15 protein-coding genes are annotated in these 18887 nt (G+C 61.4%); 8 read left to right on the top strand and 7 right to left on the bottom strand.

Annotated features, from left to right (window positions below; all coding sequences use genetic code 11):
- Positions 1-1416: an acetyl-CoA carboxylase biotin carboxylase subunit gene (locus GV819_RS01080; RefSeq protein ID WP_161752668.1), complete on the bottom strand. Its 1416-nt coding sequence runs from the start codon at positions 1414-1416 to the stop codon at positions 1-3.
- Between the two features lie 190 nt (positions 1417-1606).
- On the opposite strand from GV819_RS01080, the gene GV819_RS01075 reads away from it, so the two are divergent.
- On the top strand, positions 1607-2569 hold the full coding sequence (locus GV819_RS01075; RefSeq protein ID WP_161752666.1) for a LysR family transcriptional regulator: 963 nt from the start codon (positions 1607-1609) through the stop codon (positions 2567-2569).
- Here the strand turns inward: GV819_RS01075 and GV819_RS33060 are convergent.
- Together GV819_RS33060 and GV819_RS01065 are read right to left on the bottom strand one after the other, a co-directional pair.
- Positions 2511-2723 carry a PA3496 family putative envelope integrity protein gene (locus GV819_RS33060; RefSeq protein WP_161752664.1) on the bottom strand — a complete coding sequence of 71 codons (213 nt, stop codon included), beginning with the start codon at positions 2721-2723 and terminating at the stop codon, positions 2511-2513. The two genes, GV819_RS01075 and GV819_RS33060, sit on opposite strands and share 59 nt — an antisense overlap.
- A gap of 122 nt (positions 2724-2845) precedes the next feature.
- Complete coding sequence (locus tag GV819_RS01065) at positions 2846-4582, bottom strand: hypothetical protein (protein WP_161752662.1); 1737 nt, start codon at positions 4580-4582, stop codon at positions 2846-2848.
- A 13-nt stretch (positions 4583-4595) separates the two neighbouring features.
- Here GV819_RS01065 and GV819_RS01060 point away from each other — a divergent pair, with 13 nt between their 5' ends.
- Positions 4596-5180 (top strand): hypothetical protein, encoded by a 585-nt coding sequence (locus tag GV819_RS01060; RefSeq protein ID WP_161752660.1) that lies wholly within the window; start codon positions 4596-4598, stop codon positions 5178-5180.
- A 16-nt stretch (positions 5181-5196) separates the two neighbouring features.
- Here the strand turns inward: GV819_RS01060 and hexR are convergent, their stop codons facing one another.
- Together hexR and GV819_RS01050 are read right to left on the bottom strand one after the other, a co-directional pair.
- Positions 5197-6063 (bottom strand): transcriptional regulator HexR, encoded by an 867-nt coding sequence (gene hexR, locus GV819_RS01055; protein ID WP_161752658.1) that lies wholly within the window; start codon positions 6061-6063, stop codon positions 5197-5199.
- Positions 6064-6230: 167 nt separating this feature from the next.
- Positions 6231-9095: an EAL domain-containing protein gene (locus tag GV819_RS01050; RefSeq protein ID WP_161752656.1), complete on the bottom strand. Its 2865-nt coding sequence runs from the start codon at positions 9093-9095 to the stop codon at positions 6231-6233.
- A 246-nt stretch (positions 9096-9341) separates the two neighbouring features.
- On the opposite strand from GV819_RS01050, the gene uvrD reads away from it, so the two are divergent.
- The 4 genes from uvrD (at position 9342) to GV819_RS01030 (ending at position 13688) form a co-directional block, all read left to right on the top strand.
- Positions 9342-11525, top strand: coding sequence for a DNA helicase II (gene uvrD, locus GV819_RS01045; protein ID WP_161752653.1), 2184 nt, complete (start codon positions 9342-9344; stop codon positions 11523-11525).
- Between the two features lie 120 nt (positions 11526-11645).
- Positions 11646-12086: an EamA family transporter gene (locus GV819_RS01040; protein WP_161752651.1), complete on the top strand. Its 441-nt coding sequence runs from the start codon at positions 11646-11648 to the stop codon at positions 12084-12086.
- A 182-nt stretch (positions 12087-12268) separates the two neighbouring features.
- Positions 12269-13144, top strand: coding sequence for a Tim44 domain-containing protein (locus GV819_RS01035; RefSeq protein WP_161752649.1), 876 nt, complete (start codon positions 12269-12271; stop codon positions 13142-13144).
- Between the two features lie 136 nt (positions 13145-13280).
- On the top strand, positions 13281-13688 hold the full coding sequence (locus tag GV819_RS01030) for an SMI1/KNR4 family protein (RefSeq protein ID WP_011064330.1): 408 nt from the start codon (positions 13281-13283) through the stop codon (positions 13686-13688).
- Positions 13689-13742: 54 nt separating this feature from the next.
- Here GV819_RS01030 and GV819_RS01025 read toward each other — a convergent pair whose 3' ends face one another.
- Complete coding sequence (locus tag GV819_RS01025; RefSeq protein WP_161752647.1) at positions 13743-15506, bottom strand: cation:proton antiporter; 1764 nt, start codon at positions 15504-15506, stop codon at positions 13743-13745.
- A 287-nt stretch (positions 15507-15793) separates the two neighbouring features.
- Between GV819_RS01025 and GV819_RS01020 the strand changes: the two genes are divergently transcribed.
- Together GV819_RS01020 and GV819_RS01015 are read left to right on the top strand one after the other, a co-directional pair.
- Positions 15794-16279 carry an acyl-CoA thioesterase gene (locus GV819_RS01020; protein WP_025131551.1) on the top strand — a complete coding sequence of 162 codons (486 nt, stop codon included), beginning with the start codon at positions 15794-15796 and terminating at the stop codon, positions 16277-16279.
- Between the two features lie 274 nt (positions 16280-16553).
- Positions 16554-17966 carry an APC family permease gene (locus tag GV819_RS01015; RefSeq protein WP_256667314.1) on the top strand — a complete coding sequence of 471 codons (1413 nt, stop codon included), beginning with the start codon at positions 16554-16556 and terminating at the stop codon, positions 17964-17966.
- A 21-nt stretch (positions 17967-17987) separates the two neighbouring features.
- Here the strand turns inward: GV819_RS01015 and pdxY are convergent, their stop codons facing one another.
- The gene (gene pdxY, locus GV819_RS01010; RefSeq protein WP_161752643.1) at positions 17988-18860 is read right to left on the bottom strand and encodes a pyridoxal kinase PdxY; all 873 of its coding nucleotides are present in this window, start codon (positions 18858-18860) and stop codon (positions 17988-17990) included.
- Positions 18861-18887 lie beyond the last annotated feature (27 nt).

Genomic DNA, 18887 nt, shown 5'->3' with positions numbered 1-18887 from the left:
TCACAGGCCTGCGTGGGCGGCAATGGCGGCGGCGATGGCCAGGGCCAGCTCTTCGGGTTTGCGCTTGATCGAGTAGTTGGTCAGTTCCGGGTGGCTCTCAACGAAGCTGGTGTTGAACTGACCGCTACGGAATTCCGGGTTGCGCAGGATTTCCTGGTAGTAGGCGGCGGTGGTCTTGACCCCTTGCAGGCGCATGTCGTCCAGGGCGCGCAGGCCACGGTCCATGGCTTCTTCCCAGGTCAGGGCCCAGACCACCAGCTTCAGGCACATGGAGTCGTAGAACGGCGGAATGGTGTAGCCGGTGTAGATCGCCGTGTCGGTACGCACACCAGGACCGCCGGGCGCGTAGTAGCGAGTGATCTTGCCGAAGCTGGGCAGGAAGTTGTTCTTCGGGTCCTCGGCATTGATCCGGAACTGCAGGGCGAACCCCCGGTGCTGGATGTCTTCCTGTTTCACCGACAGGGGCAGGCCCGAAGCGATGCGGATCTGCTCGCGGACGATATCGATGCCGGTGATTTCCTCGGTGATGGTGTGTTCCACCTGCACCCGGGTGTTCATCTCCATGAAGTACACCTCGCCCTCGGCGAGCAGGAACTCCACGGTGCCGGCGTTTTCGTAACCCACGGCCTTGGCTGCGCGCACGGACAGGTCGCCGATGTAGGCGCGCTGTTCCGGGGTCAGTTGCGGGCTTGGGGCAATCTCGATGAGCTTCTGGTTGCGGCGCTGGATCGAGCAGTCGCGTTCGAACAGGTGCACCACGTTGCCGAAGCTGTCGCCGAGGATCTGCGCCTCGATGTGCTTGGGATTGACGATGCATTTTTCCAGGAACACTTCCGCCGAACCAAAGGCCTTGGTCGCTTCGGAAATCACCCGGGGGAAGGCTTGTTCGAGTTCTTCGCGGCTGTTGCAACGGCGGATACCGCGGCCGCCACCACCGGAGGTGGCCTTGAGCATCACCGGGTAGCCGATGCGGTCACCTTCGAGCAGGGCTTCGGCGATGTCCGCCACGTTGCCTTCGGTGCCCGGGGTCACCGGCACGCCGGCCTTGATCATGCTGCGGCGGGCTTCGGTCTTGTCGCCCATGCGACGAATCACTTCCGCCGATGGACCGATGAACTTGATTCCACGTTCGGCGCAGATGTCCGCCAGTTCGGCGTTTTCCGAAAGGAAACCGTAGCCGGGGTGCAAGGCATCACAGCCGGTTTCCACCGCCAGGTTCACCAGTTTGCGTGGGTTCAGGTAGCCGGCCAGCGGCTCGGCGCCAATGCTGTGGGCCTCATCCGCACGCTTTACATGCAAGGCATGGCGATCGGCGTCGGAGAAGATCGCCACCGAACGGATGCCCATCTCGGCGCAGGCACGCACGATTCGTACGGCAATCTCACCACGGTTGGCGATCAGGATTTTTTTTATCACTTGGAGGTTCCCTTGAGCCGTTGGAACAAACGACCCGCTAGACCGAGTCGGCGCGTGACCAAATGTTTCAGATCAGTCGCAGCGACACACTAGCTCCGCAGAGGGATTAACAAAAATCAATAATTATTGGGTTGGCCATAAGTAAAGACTTATAGTCACCGCACCGGCCCTTGGCGCGAGCACTCAAAAAATGCGTAAGTCCTTGATGAGACTGACATTACGTCAGTTGCAGGTGTTCAATGAAGTCTGCGATCTACGCTCCTACAGCCGCGCCGCCGATGAGATGAATCTTACCCAGCCTGCGGTTAGCCTGCAGATTCGTCAGTTGGAGGAGCTGATTGGCCAGCCGTTGTTCGATTACGTCGGCAAGAAGCTCTACATGACCGAAGCCGCCGAAGCCCTGCAACGGGCCAGCCGGGACATCTTCGGGCGCCTGGAGAACCTCGACATGCAACTCTCCGACATGCAGGGCTCGCTGCAGGGCCAGCTCAAGCTGGCGGTGGAATCCAGCGCCAAGTACTTCGTCCCGCATCTGTTCGCGGCCTTCAAGCGCCAGCACCCGGAAGTCCATCTGCAGCTGACCGTGGTCAACCGGGCCCAGGTGATCCGTCGCCTCTCGGACAACCGCGACGACCTGGTGATCATGTCCATGGTGCCCCAGGACATGGAGCTGGAATTCCTGCCGTTTCTCAACAATCCGATCGTCGCGGTGGCCCCGCCGGATCATCCCTTGAGCCATATGGGCCCGCTGCGCCTGCAGGACCTGGAGCCTTATACCCTGGTGCTGCGCGAGCAGGGTTCCGGCACCCGCCTGGCCTGTGAGGAGTACTTCAAGGAGAAGCGCGTGCACTTCACCCAGATCCTCGAAGTGTCGTCGGCCGAGGCCCAGCGTGAATGTGTGCGGGCAGGTCTGGGCGTGGCCTTGCTGACGCGCCATGCCCTGAACCTTGAGTTGGCGACCGGCGGCCTGATCGAGTTGCCGGTCGAAGAGCTGCCATTGCTGCGCAGCTGGTGCCTGGTGCAGGCCAAAGCCAAACGCCTGTCACCGGTAGCGCATGCGTTCCTGGGATTCATCCGCAGCGAACGGGTGCAGATCAGCGGGCTGGTTGAGCGCTTCGACGGGAAGCTGCGGGTGCAGCCTGCCAGTAGTTGACGGCCTCAAGCTCGGGGTAATCATTGATTTCCTGCTGCAATTGACGCAGCTCGGAGCGGTGTTCGATCGCACGACGAAATTCCATGCGACGGTGATCTTCCTGCTGACGACGAGTCTTGACTGCGCTGTTGCTGTCTTCGTAAGGCCGGGCCATTTCAGGTCTCCCAATGCGAGTACGGAAGCTTCACGATGCGCCACCCCGATGACAGTTGTACGTCAGCGGGGTAACAGAACGATGAAGCTTGGCACGTACGACGAACGGCTGCCCGGCAATGCTCAATGGGGCCGCTGCGAATCGCCCCGGTAACGCTCCGGGCTCAAGGCGTTCAAGATCAGTCTCTTCCGGGCCTCCGGCAACCGGTAGTACGCATGCAGGTGCGGGTTCAGCTGGAAGTACAGCTTGCGGCTGCCGAACAGCGTCTGCGCATACAGGTGTTCATCGCGCAAGACTTCATAAGGCGTGGCGCTGTGCATGCTCAACACCGAGCGTACCCGGTCCTTGCCCTTGATGGCCTTGCAGATCAGCTTGCCGAACCTGGCCTCATCGCTTCCCGATGCCAGCGCGTTAAAGAACTCTCCCATGAATCCGTTGAGCTTTTTCAACGGGTTGCAGTAGATCTCCTGGGAAATTCGCGCCAGTTCCAACATATCCCGGTTGAACTCTCTGATCGAGGAGAACACCGCCTGCACCGGGGCCGGCCACTCAGGCTGATTGTTGTATGGGGTGAAGACCGTAGGGAACGCCACGTGCAGTTCAGCGACCTGCGGCTCCGATTCGATCCTGTAGCTGATCAGCGGGTTCTGGCTTCCATGTGGCAGAGGCATTTCCTGCATCACTTCCAAGGCAATGGCATAGGAAGCGGCATAGAACCCCACATGCCCCAGCTGCTGTTTTTCCGAGTACGGCAGGACGTTCCGATAAAACCCCAGGGATCGGGCAGTCTCGCCATCCTCCAGTGCCAGGGCGGCACGAGCCTGCCACGCGAAGGCCTCGAACAGCCGGTAATCCGGATCCTGCTCCAGCTTCGAGAAGGCCTGTTCGATCGCCACGGGGTCCCGGAACTCCTCTTCGGTGGCCAGCAGAAGTTGGTACAAGGGCTCGAACGCCTCCACTGACCTTGCGGCGACTTGTCGGGAAAAGAGCGCGAACAGGTACTCAAGATGCTCATTTTCACTGGCATCCAGCGATCTCGAAACAATGAAGCCATCAAACAGACCGGCATGCGCAGTAGCCAGTCGATCAGGCTTGCGGCGCCCGCAGACTGCTTCGTAGTGATAACGAAAACGTTCTACCAGGGTGGCTTTCGAATCCATCCGGGCGGCTTCGTACATGGCCGAAAAACGACTCAGCGCAGTCGCTGCCGTATAGCCGCAACGAACGGCGTCCAGCAGTGCTAGTTGCTCTGCAGCGGTCAGCTTGCTGGATGAAATCTCCGCGCTCAGACCTTCGATCTCGGCATTGATCGTGGAGAGTTTCTTGTGGGACTTGTCGCTGACCTTGTCCAAAGCGTAGAAAAAATCCGGAGTTTCGACACCCGCCGGGACCAGGCTTTTCACGTAACCCCTCAGCGAAGCAGCCTGCATTTCGCTGGCCTGATGACTGACCAGCAGTGCCTCGAAATGATAGAGCGTGGTTCGAGAAGAAAGCTTGGCGTGCACTCGATGCAGAAGTACGGCCAGTTGTGGCAGGACCCAAGCATCCAGGAAACGGGCTATTCCAGTGTCGTAATTCTGGTAAGTGATGACCGGACGTGACCTCACTATCGAGAAGACATGCTCGTATTGACCCAGACAGTGCTGGAGCGTAGCGGCCAGCGCCTTGTCGTCCTCTACCAGATACCTGAGCAGATCGGGCAGCAGCCCCTGCTCCACTTCGTTGGTTTTCCTGAAATACAGCTTCTGCTTGGCCTCATAGGACCTAAGCTCGGAAAAACCATCGGCAGTGGCAGTCACCAGCCCTAGCCCCCAGCACAGCACTTCGAAGACCTCAAAATACGCTGGAATCCTGACCATCGACTGTCGCTCCTTGAAAAATGGACACCGCCTCCACGGATTTCCGGTCAACCGGAAAATGCCCGCTCTCTATTATCGCCCTCGCAACACCCTGCTGGACAAACCCATCCCTGTGCCTTTTTTAGAGACCGTCACCATGATCACACCCGCACACGAAAAAGCCCCCGGCGAAGCACCTGCCGGACAACCCACGATCTTCGACCAAGACAAAGAGGACGCCCTGGCCGCGCTCGCCACCAGTCGGAACCAAGAGCCGGCACCTGACGCTGCGGCTGCCCCCGATGAAGTCGATGAAATCATCGATGAGATTGCCGGGCACCAGGATCTGCTAGAAAGAATCCATGCCAACCTGAGCGCCAAACAGCGGCGCATCGACGATCTGTCGGATGACGACACTTGCTACGAAGGCTATGGCGAGGAACTGGTACGGCTTGAGGAAGCCAACGAACAATTGTTGGCCGCCGAAAGGTTGCTGGATTTCAAGCCAGACACTGCGGCAGTGCGCCAGGCGCGCAGCCTCAGCGAAGACGCGGCAGGCACTCTGGCGGAAGTGAAGCCTAACGATCTCGATGACCAGGACGAGACCTCGTTGTTCTAACCGGGAAGCTGCTGACTCAATCGTCCAGGGCTTTGACCGACTTGGGCGACAGGCGCAGGCTGCGAAGGCTGCGCTTGACGCTCTTGAGGTGGTTGACCAGGCTCGGACCACGGGCCATGGCCACGCCCATCGCCAACACGTCGATCACCACCAAGTGGGCGATACGCGAGGTCAGCGGGGTGTAGATCTCGGTGTCTTCATGCACGTCGATGGCCAGGTTGACCGTGGACAGTTCGGCCAACGGTGTCTGACTCGGGCACAAGGTAATCAGCGAAGCGCCACTTTCACGCACCAGATTGGCGGTGATCAGCAGGTCCTTGGAACGTCCGGACTGGGAAATGCAGATGGCCACATCGGTGGGTTTCAAGGTCACCGCCGACATCGCCTGCATGTGCGGGTCGGAATAGGCCGCCGCAGTGAGCAGCAGGCGGAAGAACTTGTGCTGGGCATCCGCCGCCACCGCACCCGAGGCCCCGAAGCCATAGAACTCTACGCGCTGGGCCTGGGACATGGCGGTCACCGCCTGCTGCAGCGCCACCGGATCGAGCTTCTCGCGAACCTCCATCAGGGTGTGCAGGGTGGTGTCGAAGATCTTCAGGCTGTAGTCGGCGACGGAATCGTCTTCATGAATCGCGAACTGGCCGAAGCTGGCCCCAGCCGCGAGGCTCTGCGCCAGCTTGAGCTTCAGGTCCTGGAACCCCGAACAACCGATGGCGCGACAGAAGCGCACGATGGTCGGCTCGCTGATGCCCACGTTGTGGGCCAGGTCCGCCATGGAGCTGTGCATCACGGCCGCAGGATCAAGGAGCACGTGATCGGCGACCTTGAGCTCCGATTTGCGTAACAAATGACGTGACTGGGCGATGTGCTGCAACAGGTTCAAAGGGCTGGACTCATTGTTATTGGCTGACGCCGGGGATGTAGCGAGCTTGTAGTTATACTACATGAATGGTCTTTTTGCCTGCTCAATGCATCAAGAAAGTACCTGCCTGCCCCCCATTTTCAGCGAGGTACGACTTATGTAGCCGTTGTGGCGGGCAGCGCCAACCGCTACCGGGTCTGAGCCTGCAGCAACAGCGCGAGGCCTTCGGCATTCACCGGGCGACTGATCAGGTAACCCTGTACTTCGTCACAGTGCTCAGCACGCAAGAAGGTCAGCTGGCCAGGATCCTCAACCCCCTCGGCCACCACTTTCAACGACAGGCCGTGAGCCATGGCGATGATCGCCCGGGTGATCGCCGCATCCTCGCCGCCTTCGGCCAGCCCACGAATGAAGGCCTGGTCGATCTTCACGTAGTCCACCGGAATCCGCTTGAGGTAGCTCAGTGACGAGTAGCCCGTGCCGAAGTCGTCGATGGCCAGCTTCACCCCCAGGTCACGCAGTTGCTTGAAGGTCGCAATGATGTGCTCGACGCTGTCCAGCAACTGGCTTTCGGTCAGCTCCAGTTCGAGAAAGTGCGGCGCCAGGCCGGTTTCCTCCAAAACCTGGCGCACCAGGCTGACCAGCTTGCCCTGGCGCAACTGATACACCGACAGATTGACCGAAACACGAATCGGCTCCAGGCCCTGGCGCTGCCATTCACAGGCTTGCCAGCAGGCCTGGCGCAATACGAACTCACCGATGGGACCGATCAGCCCGGTCTCTTCCGCCAGGCCGATAAAGTCCCCCGGCGGCACCCGCCCCATGGTCGGATGATCCCAGCGCACCAGGGCTTCTGCGGCATTCAAGCGGCCCGTGGCCAAGCACAGTTTGGGCTGGTAGAAGACCATCAACTGGTCTTCTTCGATGGCCTTGCGCAGCTGGTTTTCCAGTTGCAGGCGCTCCAGGGTGCTGGCTTGCAGGCTCTCGGTATAGAACTGGAAGTTGTTGCCGCCCAGGTGCTTGGCGTGGGCCATGGCCATGTTTGCCTGGCTCACCAGGGCTGCAATCTCCCGGGCACTGTCCGGCAGCATGCTGATGCCCATGGAAGCGCTGACCACCAACTCATGGCCATCGACCGTGATCGGCAGGCGCAGCTTGCTCAGCAGCCGGGTGGCGACCCGGGTCAGGCTGGAGAGGCTGCCATAGGCATCGAACAGCACGGCGAATTCATCCCCGGACAAACGGGCAATGGTGTCGGCTTCCGGCAAGGCATTGACCAGTCGCCGGGCCATCTTCTGCAGCAGCAGGTCGGCCACTTCATGGCCGAGGCTGTCGTTGAGCAACTTGAAGCGATCCAGGTTGATGTGCAGCAAGGCCAGGCTGCGACCGCCCTGGCGCACCCGCTGATGGGCCTCGCGCAGGCGTTCGCGAAACAGCGAACGGTTGGCCAGCCCGGTGAGCTCGTCGTAATGCGTGAGGTAGCGCATGCGCTCCTCGGATTCGCGCCGGGCCGAAAGATCGGCGAAGAAGCCCACGATATGTCGGACTTTTCCCCGTTTGTCCCGCACTACGTTCAGTTGCAGCCATTGCGGGTAGAGCTCGCCATTCTTGCGCGCTTCCACCAACTCGCCCTGCCAGCTGCCGTGCTGCTCCAGGGCCTGATGAATCAACGGATAATGCCGACGGGCGTCGCGACTGCAGGACAACTCCACCACGTTGCGCCCCAGCATGTCCTCGATCTGGAAGCCGGTGACCTGGCTAAAGGCCTGATTGACGGCGATCAGGGCGTAATCGGGGTCGAGGATGACAATGCCTTCACTGGCCGCCTCGAACACCGTCGCCGCCAGGTTGCGCTGCACTTCTTGTTCCTTGTCGATGCTGATGTCGCGCCGCGTGCCGACCATGCGCAGCACCCGTCCACTGGGGCTGCGCTCCACCGCCCGGCCACGGTCCTCGATCCACACCCAATGGCCGGCGCCGTGGCGCACCCGGTATTCCACCTGGTAATCCTCGCTGCGGCCCTTCAGGTGCTCCACCAGGGCACGCTTGAGCAGAGGCAGGTCCTCGGGGTGCAGGCGCGGCTTGAGATGGCTGAGCATCGCCGTGACACCCTCCGGCTCCAGGCCGAACAGCTCCTTGAGCTGAGTGTGATGGACCTCGTCGGTCTGCAGGTTCCAGTCCCACAGCCCCAGCTCGCTGGCCTTCAGGGCCAGGGCCAGGCGCGCCTCGCTCTTGCTCAGGGCCTGGTTGGCCGCGTCCAGCTCCAGGCTGCGCTGGGCCACGCGCTGCTCCAGCTCGGCCTGGGCCTCACGCAATTGCTCCTCGGCCCGCCGACGCTGCTCGACCTCCCGGGCCAGTTCGCGGTTGAGGTGGCCGCTGCGGCTCTGGGCGTCCTGCAGGTGTTCAATCAGGGCCTGGTTCTGAAAGCGCCGCAACAAGCCACGCTGGAGCAAGCGATTGACCTGCCAGGCCACCACACTCAGCGATACCAGGAGAATCAGCCCCAGCCAGCCCCAGCCGCGCTGCTGGTCATCGCCGCCCCAGAACAGATAGGCAATCGCCGGCAACAGGCAAGGCAGGGTGAACGATAGGAAAGCCTGCAGGCTGACGGCATAGGCCACGCTGGCGGAAAGAATCGCCGCGCCGATCAGGCCGAATACCCAGGCCTGCTGCAGGAAGCTGTCGGTAGGCACCAGGGCAATCCCGGCGCAGGCCAAGGTCAGGCCGCTGACCGCTGACCCCAAGAGAAACATGCGTTGCCAGATAGCCTGCGCCTGGCGACTGGGAATCGCTGAATCGAAGGCCGCCACCTGGATCACCCGCAAGGCCACCAGGGCCAGCAGCCAGACCATCCACACGCTGAGCAACAAATAGCGCTCAGGGCTCCAGAGCAACCAGGTACACACCAGGCCGTTGAGCAACATGAACAAGGTAGGCAGCAAGGAGCCCTGATACAGCAGGCGCGTACGCTCCACTGCCATCTCGACGGCGTAATGCTGGCGGATAACCCGCGGCTCCACGAAGGGACCGAACAGGTCGGGGTTAAGTGTCATAGGCAGTGTTCTTATAATGGTTGAGCCCGAAACGTCGCCGGAGCATACACAAGCAAACGCCCGAGCCAAACTGCTCCAGGTCATAAAATCGATAAAACCAAACCGCTGCAATCCGTCCCGAAAGTGTCCAGGCGAGACGCGCCAATGGCTGCAGCCCATGACCAACCAGTCGTCCTCAAGGGTTGTTTTATCGGCTAATGCGAAGCCGGGTTTGCCCGGGGTGGCGCAGCCCCCTAGAATGCGCCGATGCGCGATGATCTCTCCCTCCTGTTGAACTCCCTCAACGATGCCCAACGCCAGGCCGTAGCCGCCTCCGTGGGTCGTCAGTTGGTCCTGGCCGGTGCTGGCTCCGGCAAAACCCGAGTGCTGGTGCACCGTATCGCCTGGTTGATCCAGGTCGAGAACGCCTCGCCCCACTCCGTCCTGTCGGTGACGTTCACCAACAAGGCTGCCGCCGAGATGCGCCACCGCATCGAGCAGCTGATGGGCATCAACCCGGCCGGCATGTGGGTGGGCACCTTCCACGGTCTGGCGCACCGCCTGCTACGGGCTCACTGGCAAGAAGCCGGGCTGAGCCAGACCTTCCAGATCCTCGACAGCGACGACCAGCAACGTCTGGTCAAGCGAGTGATCCGCGACCTGGGCCTGGACGAGCAGCGCTGGCCGGTACGTCAGGCCCAGTGGTTCATCAACGGGCAAAAAGACGAAGGCTTGCGTCCACAACACATTCAAGCCAGCGGCGACCTGTTCCTGGCCACCATGCGCAGCATTTATGAGGCTTACGAGGCCGCGTGCCAGCGCGCCGGGGTCATCGATTTCTCCGAACTGCTGCTGCGCGCCCTGGACCTGTGGCGCGATCACCCGGGACTGCTGGCGCACTATCAAAAGCGCTTCCGCCATGTGCTGGTGGACGAGTTCCAGGACACCAACGCCGTGCAATACGCCTGGTTGCGTCTGTTGGCCAAGGGCGGCGACAGCCTGATGGTGGTAGGCGACGACGACCAGTCGATCTACGGCTGGCGCGGGGCGAAGATCGAGAACATCCACCAGTACTCCGCCGACTTTCCGGACGCCGAGACGATCCGCCTGGAGCAGAACTACCGCTCCACCGCTGGCATCCTCAAGGCCGCCAACGCCCTGATCGCCAACAACACCGGGCGCCTGGGCAAGGAATTGTGGACCGATGGCGGCGAAGGCGAAGCGATCAACCTGTACGCGGCCTTCAACGAACACGATGAAGCGCGCTATGTGGTGGAGACCATCGAGAGCGCGTTGAAGACCGGCATGGCCCGCAGCGACATTGCCATTCTCTACCGCTCCAACGCCCAATCCCGGGTGCTGGAGGAAGCCCTGCTGCGGGAACGAATTCCGTACCGCATCTATGGCGGCCAGCGCTTCTTCGAACGGGCCGAAATCAAGAACGCCATGGCTTACCTGCGCCTTCTGGAAGGCCGGGGCAACGACGCGGCCCTAGAGCGGGTGATCAACGTTCCGGCCCGGGGTATCGGCGAGAAAACCGTCGAAGCCATTCGTGAGCATGCACGCCACAGCGATGTATCGATGTGGCAAGCCCTGCGCCAGCTGGTGGCCAATAAAGGCCTGACCGGTCGTGCGGCCGGCGCCCTCGGGGCCTTTATCGAGCTGATCGAGAACCTCGCTGCCAAGACCCTGGAAATGCCCCTGCACCTGATGACCCAGACGGTGATCGAGCAGTCCGGGCTGATCGCTTATCACCAGGCGGAAAAAGGCGAGAAAGGCCAGGCCCGGGTGGAAAACCTTGAGGAGCTGGTCAGCGCCGCACGCAACTTCGAGACCACCGAAGAAGACCAGGAACTGACCCCCCTGGCGGCCTTCCTCGGCCATGCCTCGCTGGAAGCCGGCGATACCCAGGCCGACGAACACGAAGACAGCATTCAGCTGATGACCCTGCACAGCGCCAAGGGCCTGGAATTTCCCTACGTGTTCCTGGTGGGCATGGAAGAAGGTCTGTTCCCTCACAAGATGAGCCTGGAAGAACCCGGCCGCCTTGAGGAAGAACGCCGCCTGGCCTATGTCGGCATTACCCGGGCGATGCAGAACCTGGTGATGACCTATGCGGAAACCCGTCGTCTGTACGGCAGCGAAACCTACAACAAGGTCTCGCGCTTCGTACGCGAAGTGCCCAAGGGGCTGATTCAGGAAGTGCGTTTGTCCAACAGCGTCAGCCGACCTTTCGGCGGCGGCCAGTCACAAAGCACCAGCAGCCTGTTCGGCGGCACCGAGATTCCTGATACCGGCTTGAGCCTGGGTCAGACGGTGCGGCATTCGGTCTTCGGCGATGGCGTGATCCTCAACTTCGAAGGTGCCGGCGCCCAGGCCCGGGTCCAGGTGAATTTCAGCGAAGGCAGCAAATGGCTGATGCTCGGCTATGCCAAGCTGGAAGCCATCTAACCTCCCACGGTTGGCTTGTGTAGGAGCTGGCTTGCCAGCGAATCTCACTGGCGAAGATCGGCTCAAGGGCCTCTTCGCCGACAAGCCGGCTCCTGCAGGGCAAACAATGGAAGCGCGAACATGGGTTCAGGCTTTTTTTCCTCGTGGACATTCTGGGCCCTGTTGTCGGCGACTTTTGCTGCTTTGACGGCGATCTTCGCGAAAATCGGCATCGAAAACGTCAATTCCGACTTCGCCACCCTGTTGCGCACCGTCGTGGTACTGGTGAGCCTGGCCTTGATTTTGTACGCAACGGGCCAATATCAGTCCCTGGGATCGATTTCCCCCAAGAGCTACCTGTTCCTGCTGCTGTCCGGGCTGGCGACAGGCGCTTCCTGGCTGTGCTACTTCCGCGCCCTGAAACTCGGCCCCGCTTCGCTGGTAGCGCCGGTGGACAAACTCAGCGTGGTATTCGTCGCGATCATCGGCGTGGCACTGCTGGGGGAAAAACTCGATCTGCGGCAATGGGGCGGAATCGGTCTGATCTCCGCCGGTGTGGTGCTACTGGCACTGCGCCGCTGAACGGCCAATGGGCTGGAACCAAAGCCGCTTCCTTATGGACCTGAAGCCGATCGGCGAGCATGATTGCCGACAGCGCTGAACCAAGCCTGTCAGGCAAAAGCCCGAAACATTATGCCGCTCGCCACTGACACTTCACCTGTGCAATATGGCGCGCGTGCCATCCACAAATGGGAACCCCCTTTATGAAACGTTTTCTTAGCATCGCCATGGCGCTGTGCATCGGCCTGACGATGAGCCTCGACGCCAACGCCAAGCGCTTCGGTGGCGGCAAAAGCGTCGGCGCTGCCCCGACCCACCAAACTCGCCAGGCGGCACCCACCGCTCCGGGCGCTCCCGCCGCGGCAGCAACAGCTGGTGCAGCCGGTGCCGCAGGCGCCGCAGCCAAAGCCGGCGGTGCTTCGCGCTGGCTCGGCCCTCTGGCCGGCATCGCGGCCGGTGGCCTGCTGGCCTCCATGTTCATGGGCGGCGGCTTCCAGGGCATGCAGATCTTCGACATCCTGATCATGGCGGTCATCGCTTTTGTGATCTTCCGCTTTATCGCCGCTCGTCGTCGCAAGCAGCAGGAGCAATACGCTCCCGCGGGCCACGCGCCAATGCAGCGTGAAGCCTTCGAACCTCAGCAACCTGCTGGCGGCTCGATCTTCGGTGGCTCGGCAGCACCTGCCGCGCGCCCGGTGATCAACGCTCCGGCGTGGTTCAACGAAGCGAATTTCGTTGAAGCTGCGCGCAACCATTTCCAATCCCTGCAGCAACACTGGGACGCTAATGAAATGGACAAGATCGCCGAGTTCGTCACCCCGCAGATGCTGCAATTCCTGAAACAGGAACGTGCCGATCTGGGCGACAACTTCCAGTCGACCTACATCGACAACCTGCAAGTGCAGCTTGAAGGTGTGGATGACCGTGCCGACAAGACCATCGCCACCCTGACCTTCAGTGGTGTGTCGAAGAGTTCGCGCTTCGACCAGGGCGAAGTGTTCAGCGAGAGCTGGAACATGGAACGCGCCCAGGGCGATAACCAGCCATGGCTGGTAGCAGGTATCCGCCAGAACGGCTGATTCATTCTGCTGTCACAGCTGTAAGGCAAAACCCCGACTCAGGTCGGGGTTTTGCATTTCACGATTGCACTTATAGCAAGCTACTGTATAAACCGCCGTCAAATAACCGCGCCATAGAGCTAAGAGGACCCAGGCCGTGGAAGAAGTCATCGAACAACTCCGAGAAGCCAACGAACCGGTACCCGTCCCCCTGGAACTGCCGGACGAAGACCAACTGGTGGAAATTGAAGAACAGCTGTTCATCAATATCCCATTCGTCTTCAAAGAGTTCCTGTTGACGGTCAGTGATGTGGTTTACGGCAGCCTGGAACCGGTCACCGTCACCGATCCGCAATCCCATACCTACCTGCCGGAAGTGGCGGCGACCGCCTGGGACATGGGCGTGCCTCGCGAGCTGATCCCGATCTGCCAGGACGGTGACGACTACTACTGCGTCGAAGAAGACGGCACCGTGGTGCTGTGGTCCGGCGAAGAAGAGCTGATCACCGAAGAGTCCTGGGAGTCGGTATGGCACTGGGCGCGGGACGTCTGGCTGGAAAGCTGAGCACCCCCTGAGATTCGAAGAGGCTCGCCAGCGCCCTGCTGGCGAGCAGCTAGGTCAATGCCCGCCGTTGTCCTTGCTGTGATCGAAGGTTTCAATCAGCGCCACCTGCATCCGCGTGTGCACTCGGATGAACCAGCGCCAGAGCACTGCGGCCACCGCTGCCGCCACCACCGCGATCAGCACCAGCAGCTCCAGAGTGGGCAGGATGCTCGACGACAGCGCCGCCAGCAGCAGGAAGATCACCAGCAACGACAGGATCGGGATCACCTCGGCGATCACCCGGCGTACCCGTTGGGTATGGCGCCCGGCCATTTCCGCCTTGACCCCCATCTCCGCCAGCAGCATCGACAGCGCCTTGAGCTTGCGGTAGGCGGCGATCAGGAACGGCAGCGACAGCAACAAGGCCCCACCCCAGATCAGCGCTTTCTGCCAGCTTGGATCACTGACCCAATCCGCCAGATAGGCACCAATGCGCTTGGCGAAATAACCGCCGGAAAAGAAGATCGCCACCACCAGCGCCAGGTTCACCCCCACTTGCAGCAGGATCTTGCGGATCATCGACGCCAGCAATGCGCCCTCGCCGTGGGGCTGGATGCTGCGCAGCCACTCGCCGTACATTCCCAGCACCCGGCTCAGGCGGCTGGGCAGAACCCCCGCCAACTTCAGTGACAGCGGATCGGCGGCGCGGATCAGATAAGGCGTGAGCAAGGTGGTGATAGCCGATACCGCTACCGCCACCGGGTACAGGAAGTCGCTGGTGACCTGCAGGGTCATGCCCAAGGCCGCGATGATGAACGAGAATTCGCCAATCTGTGATAGCCCCATCCCAACCCGCAAAGAGGTGCGTCCGTCGTTACCGGCGATAAACGCCCCCATGCCGCAGGACAGCATCTTGCCCAGCACCACCGCCACAGTGATCACGGCGATCGGCCAGGCGTACTGCAGCAGGATTTGCGGGTCGATCATCAGGCCGATGGCGACAAAAAAGATCGCGCTGAACAGATCGCGGACCGGCTCGATCAACCGCTCGATCTTCAGCAACTGACGGGACTCGGCCATGATTGCGCCGATCAGGAACGCCCCCAGGACCATGCTGTACTCCAGCTTGACCACCAGCAGGCAGAAGCCAAAACACAGCCCCAGCACGGTAATCAGCAGCATCTCGTTGCTCTCGAACTTGGCCACATAGGCCAGCAGGCGCGGCACTAACAGGATGCCGATCACCAGCGCCACGATCATGAACAGCGAGAGCTTGCCGACGGTGGAAAACACTTCGCCGGAGCTGACCGTGCCACTGACTGCAATGCTCGACAGCAAGGCGATGATGCCGATGCCGAGAATGTCCTCGACGATCAATACGCCGAAGATCAACTGGGCGAATCGCTCGTTCTTCATCTTCAGGTCGTTGAGGGCCTTGACGATGATGGTGGTGGAGGAAATGGCCAGGATCGCTCCAAGGAATAGCGAATCCATGGTGCTCCAGTCGAACCAGCGACCGATCTCGTAGCCGATCCAGATCATCAGCACGATTTCCAGGAAGGCCGCGATAAAGGCCGTGGCGCCGACCTTGAACAGCTTGCGCAGACTGAATTCCAGCCCCAGGCAGAACATCAGGAAGATCACCCCCAGTTCGGCCAGGGTCTTGATCGTCTGTTCGTCGTGGATCAGGCCGAAGGGAGGTGTATGCGGGCCGATGATGAAGCCGGCGACGATGTAGCCCAGCACCACGGGTTGCTTGAGCCGATGAAAGAGAATGGTCACCACGCCCGCGACCAACATGATGACTGCCAGATCCTGAATGAAACTGATGGCATGCATGGCCGGGGTTCTCCTTGAATGAGGGGCGGCGGAGATCGCCTAAAAAGAAAAATCTGATCAGTAGACGTAAATATCCAAAATAGGAGCGGAAAATGCCCTGGAACGGGTGTTTTGCAGGTTAACACCGCGACTTCCGGCAGAAAGGCGGTGCAATATAAGGAAACAGATCCACCGAAGCGTGACGGCCCGGCGCGGCCCGACGTCCGGTTATCGATGGTTTGAAAACTCTTCGACCAAGCACCCGCAGAGGTGCTCCAGCAACCCCTGCCTAGAACCGTGAGCGTGCTATGGAACCCGGAAACGCCCAGCTGTCGATGACGGTATTGATGACCCCTGACATGGCCAATTTCTCTGGCAATGTCCATGGCGGCACCCTGCTCAAGTACCTCGATGAAGTCGCTTATGCCTGTGCCAGCCGGTATGCCGGTCGCTACGTGGTGACCTTGTCGGTGGACCAGGTGATTTTTCGCGAGCCGATCCATGTCGGTGAACTGGTGACCTTCCTGGCCTCGGTCAACTACACCGGCAATACCTCGATGGAGGTGGGCATCAAGGTGGTCACCGAGAACATCCGCGAGCGTTCGGTGCGCCACACCAACAGCTGCTTCTTCACCATGGTGGCGGTGGACGACCAGCGCAAACCCGCCCAGGTGCCGCCGCTGCAACCCGAGACCAGCGACGGTAAACGCCGCTACATCCAGGCCCAGCAACGCCGGCAGATCCGCCAGGAGCTGGAAAAGCGCTATCAGGAGATCAAGGCCGACGGCCCTTGATCCTCAAGCAGATACGCTGATCCAGCAGGACCACGGACGGTCCCTTCGCCACACGCCTGCCTCCCCCGGCCAGAACCTCCAGCGCTCGGCCACAAGCCCCCCCGGCCTTTGCAAGCAGTCTTCTGCGGTCATCCAGAATGGCCAGATCGATCCCTTTTTGACCACATAGAGAGTTATGCCTGCGGGGCGCCACTGCCAGAATCGATGGGCAAGGCACAAACGCACTTCCCGTCCGGGGAGCCTTCGAGCCAACGAACGCGTGAGAACAATAACAATGCCCAGCGCCACTCCCTCCCCCAGCAGCCCCTCCTTGTCCACCCGCAGCGCCAGCCCCGGCGACGACTTCACCCACAGCGCCCAGGGCACCACGCTGCGGCGCATTCTCGGGCTTCCGGCCCTGGTGTTCTTCGGCCTGGTGTATATGGTCCCGCTGACCGTCTTCACCACCTACGGCGTGGTTACCCAGATCACCGGTGGGCGCACCGCCGCGGCCTATTTAATCACCCTGCTGGCGATGATCTTCACCGCCCGCTCCTACAGCGTCATGGTCAAGAAGTACCCCATCGCCGGCTCCGCCTATTCCTACGCCAGCCTCAGCTTCGGTCCGGGTATCGGCTTCCTGGCCGGCTGGTCGCTGCTCCTGGATTACCTGTTCCTGCCGATGATCAACTACCTGGTGATCGGCCTGTTTCTCAACCTGACCTTTCCGGCCGTGCCAGCCTGGGTCTTCGTGGTGGCGACCATCAGCCTGGTGACCGTGCTGAACATCCGCGGGATTGGCTCGGTGTCGAGCATGAGCAACCTGATCGTCTGCGCCCAACTGGTGTTCGTGGTGGTGTTCGTGGCGCTGGTGGCGCGCCAGTTGGCCGGGGCCGAAAGCATGGATCTCGGCGCGCCCTGGCTCGGCGACGGCAGCCAGAGCGGGCTGTTGCCGTTGATGGCGGGAGCGGCGGTGCTGTGCCTGTCATTCCTGGGCTTTGACGCGGTATCGACCCTGGCCGAGGAAACCCGCGATCCGCGCCGGGACATTCCCCGGGCCATCCTCATCACCACCCTGGGCGCCGGCCTGTTGTTCATCCTCTTGGCCATGGCCAGCCAGCTAGCCTTCCCCGGCAGCAGCTTCAAGGATGCCGACTCGGCGGCCAGCGAAGTCATGCTGCACGCCGGCGGCCGCTTCCTGGAGATGTTCTTCACCGCGACCTATGTCGCCGGCGCTGCCGGTTCGGCCCTGGCCTCACAGGCCTCGGTGTCACGCATCCTATTCAGCATGGGCCGCGACGGTATCCTCTCACGGCGCCTATTCGGCACCTTGTCCGAGCGCTACAAGACGCCAGTGATCGCTATTGTCCTGGTATCGCTGGTGTCCCTGCTGGCGGTGGTCATCGATCTGACCACCCTGGCCTCGATGATCAGCTTCGGTGCTCTGGTGGCGTTTTCCGTGGTCAATCTGGCAGTGATCAAGAGCCACTTGGGCCAAGGCCAGCCACGCACCGGAATACGGCTGCTGCAGTACGGCCTATTGCCGTTGATCGGCTTCGCCCTGATCGTCTGGCTCTGGACCAGCCTCTCGGCCCTGACCCTGGGGATCGGCATGGCCTGGTTCGCCCTGGGCCTGGCCTACCTGGGAATACACACCCGAGGTTTCCGCCAGCCGGCACCGACGGTGCAGTTCTCCGAGCAGGCCTGAGTCGCGGCCCGCCGGTCGCGCTCAAAGGCCGATCGGCGTGGCCTCGAAACGCACCCGTGGATGGGCAATACGATCCTGGGCCCGCACCAGCTCCAGCTCGTAGCTGGCGCAGGCCTGGGTTTCCAGGAGTACTTCATGCACCGCTGCGGCGGTGAATTCAAACGCCGCCACCAGGCTGTCACCCAGCAGCACTCGGGCCAGGAACAGGCCTGAAGTCAGGTCGCCCACCCCCACCGGCTGACGCGGGAATGCCAACAGCGGACGCCGCAGGTGCCAGCTGCCATCGGCGGTCACCAGCAGCATCTCGAAGCCTTCAGCCAGTTTGCCCGGGTAGTCCAGATGCTTGACCAGCACCGCCTTGGGGCCCTTCTCCAGCAACGAGCGAGCCATGCCCAGGCAATCGAACAGTGATTGCGGCTTGCGTGCGCAGAAGCTGTCCAGTTCCAGCTGGTTGGGGCAGAGGAAGTCGGCCATGGCCACGGCTTCATCCAGCAGGAAATCGCTGACTTCCTCCGGCACGCTGCAGCCCTTTTCCGGATGGCCCATGACCGGGTCGCACAGGTACAGGGCCTTGGGGTTGGTCGCCTTGATCCGCGCCACGCCGCTGAGGATCGCCCGGCCCTGGGCCGCACTGCCCAGATAGCCGGAGAGGATCGCATCGCAGTTGCCCAGCTCGCCGATGGCGGCAATACCTTCCACCAGTTCGGGAATCTGTTGCGGTGCCAGCACTTCTCCCGCCCAGTGACCATACTGGGTGTGATTGGAGAACTGTACGGTGTTCAGGGGCCAGACATTCACCCCGACCCGCTGCATGGGAAATACCGCGGCGCTGTTACCGGCGTGGCCAAAAACCACATGGGACTGGATCGCAAGCAGGTGAGGCGTACGTTTCATGCAGGATTTTCCATAGAACCGGTGGAA

Origin of the sequence: Pseudomonas sp. Fl5BN2 (assembly GCF_009908205.1) — a bacterium.
Lineage (GTDB): Bacteria > Pseudomonadota > Gammaproteobacteria > Pseudomonadales > Pseudomonadaceae > Aquipseudomonas.
The sequence above is the reverse complement of the archived record's forward strand: the minus strand, read 5'-3'. Positions and strand labels throughout refer to the sequence as shown.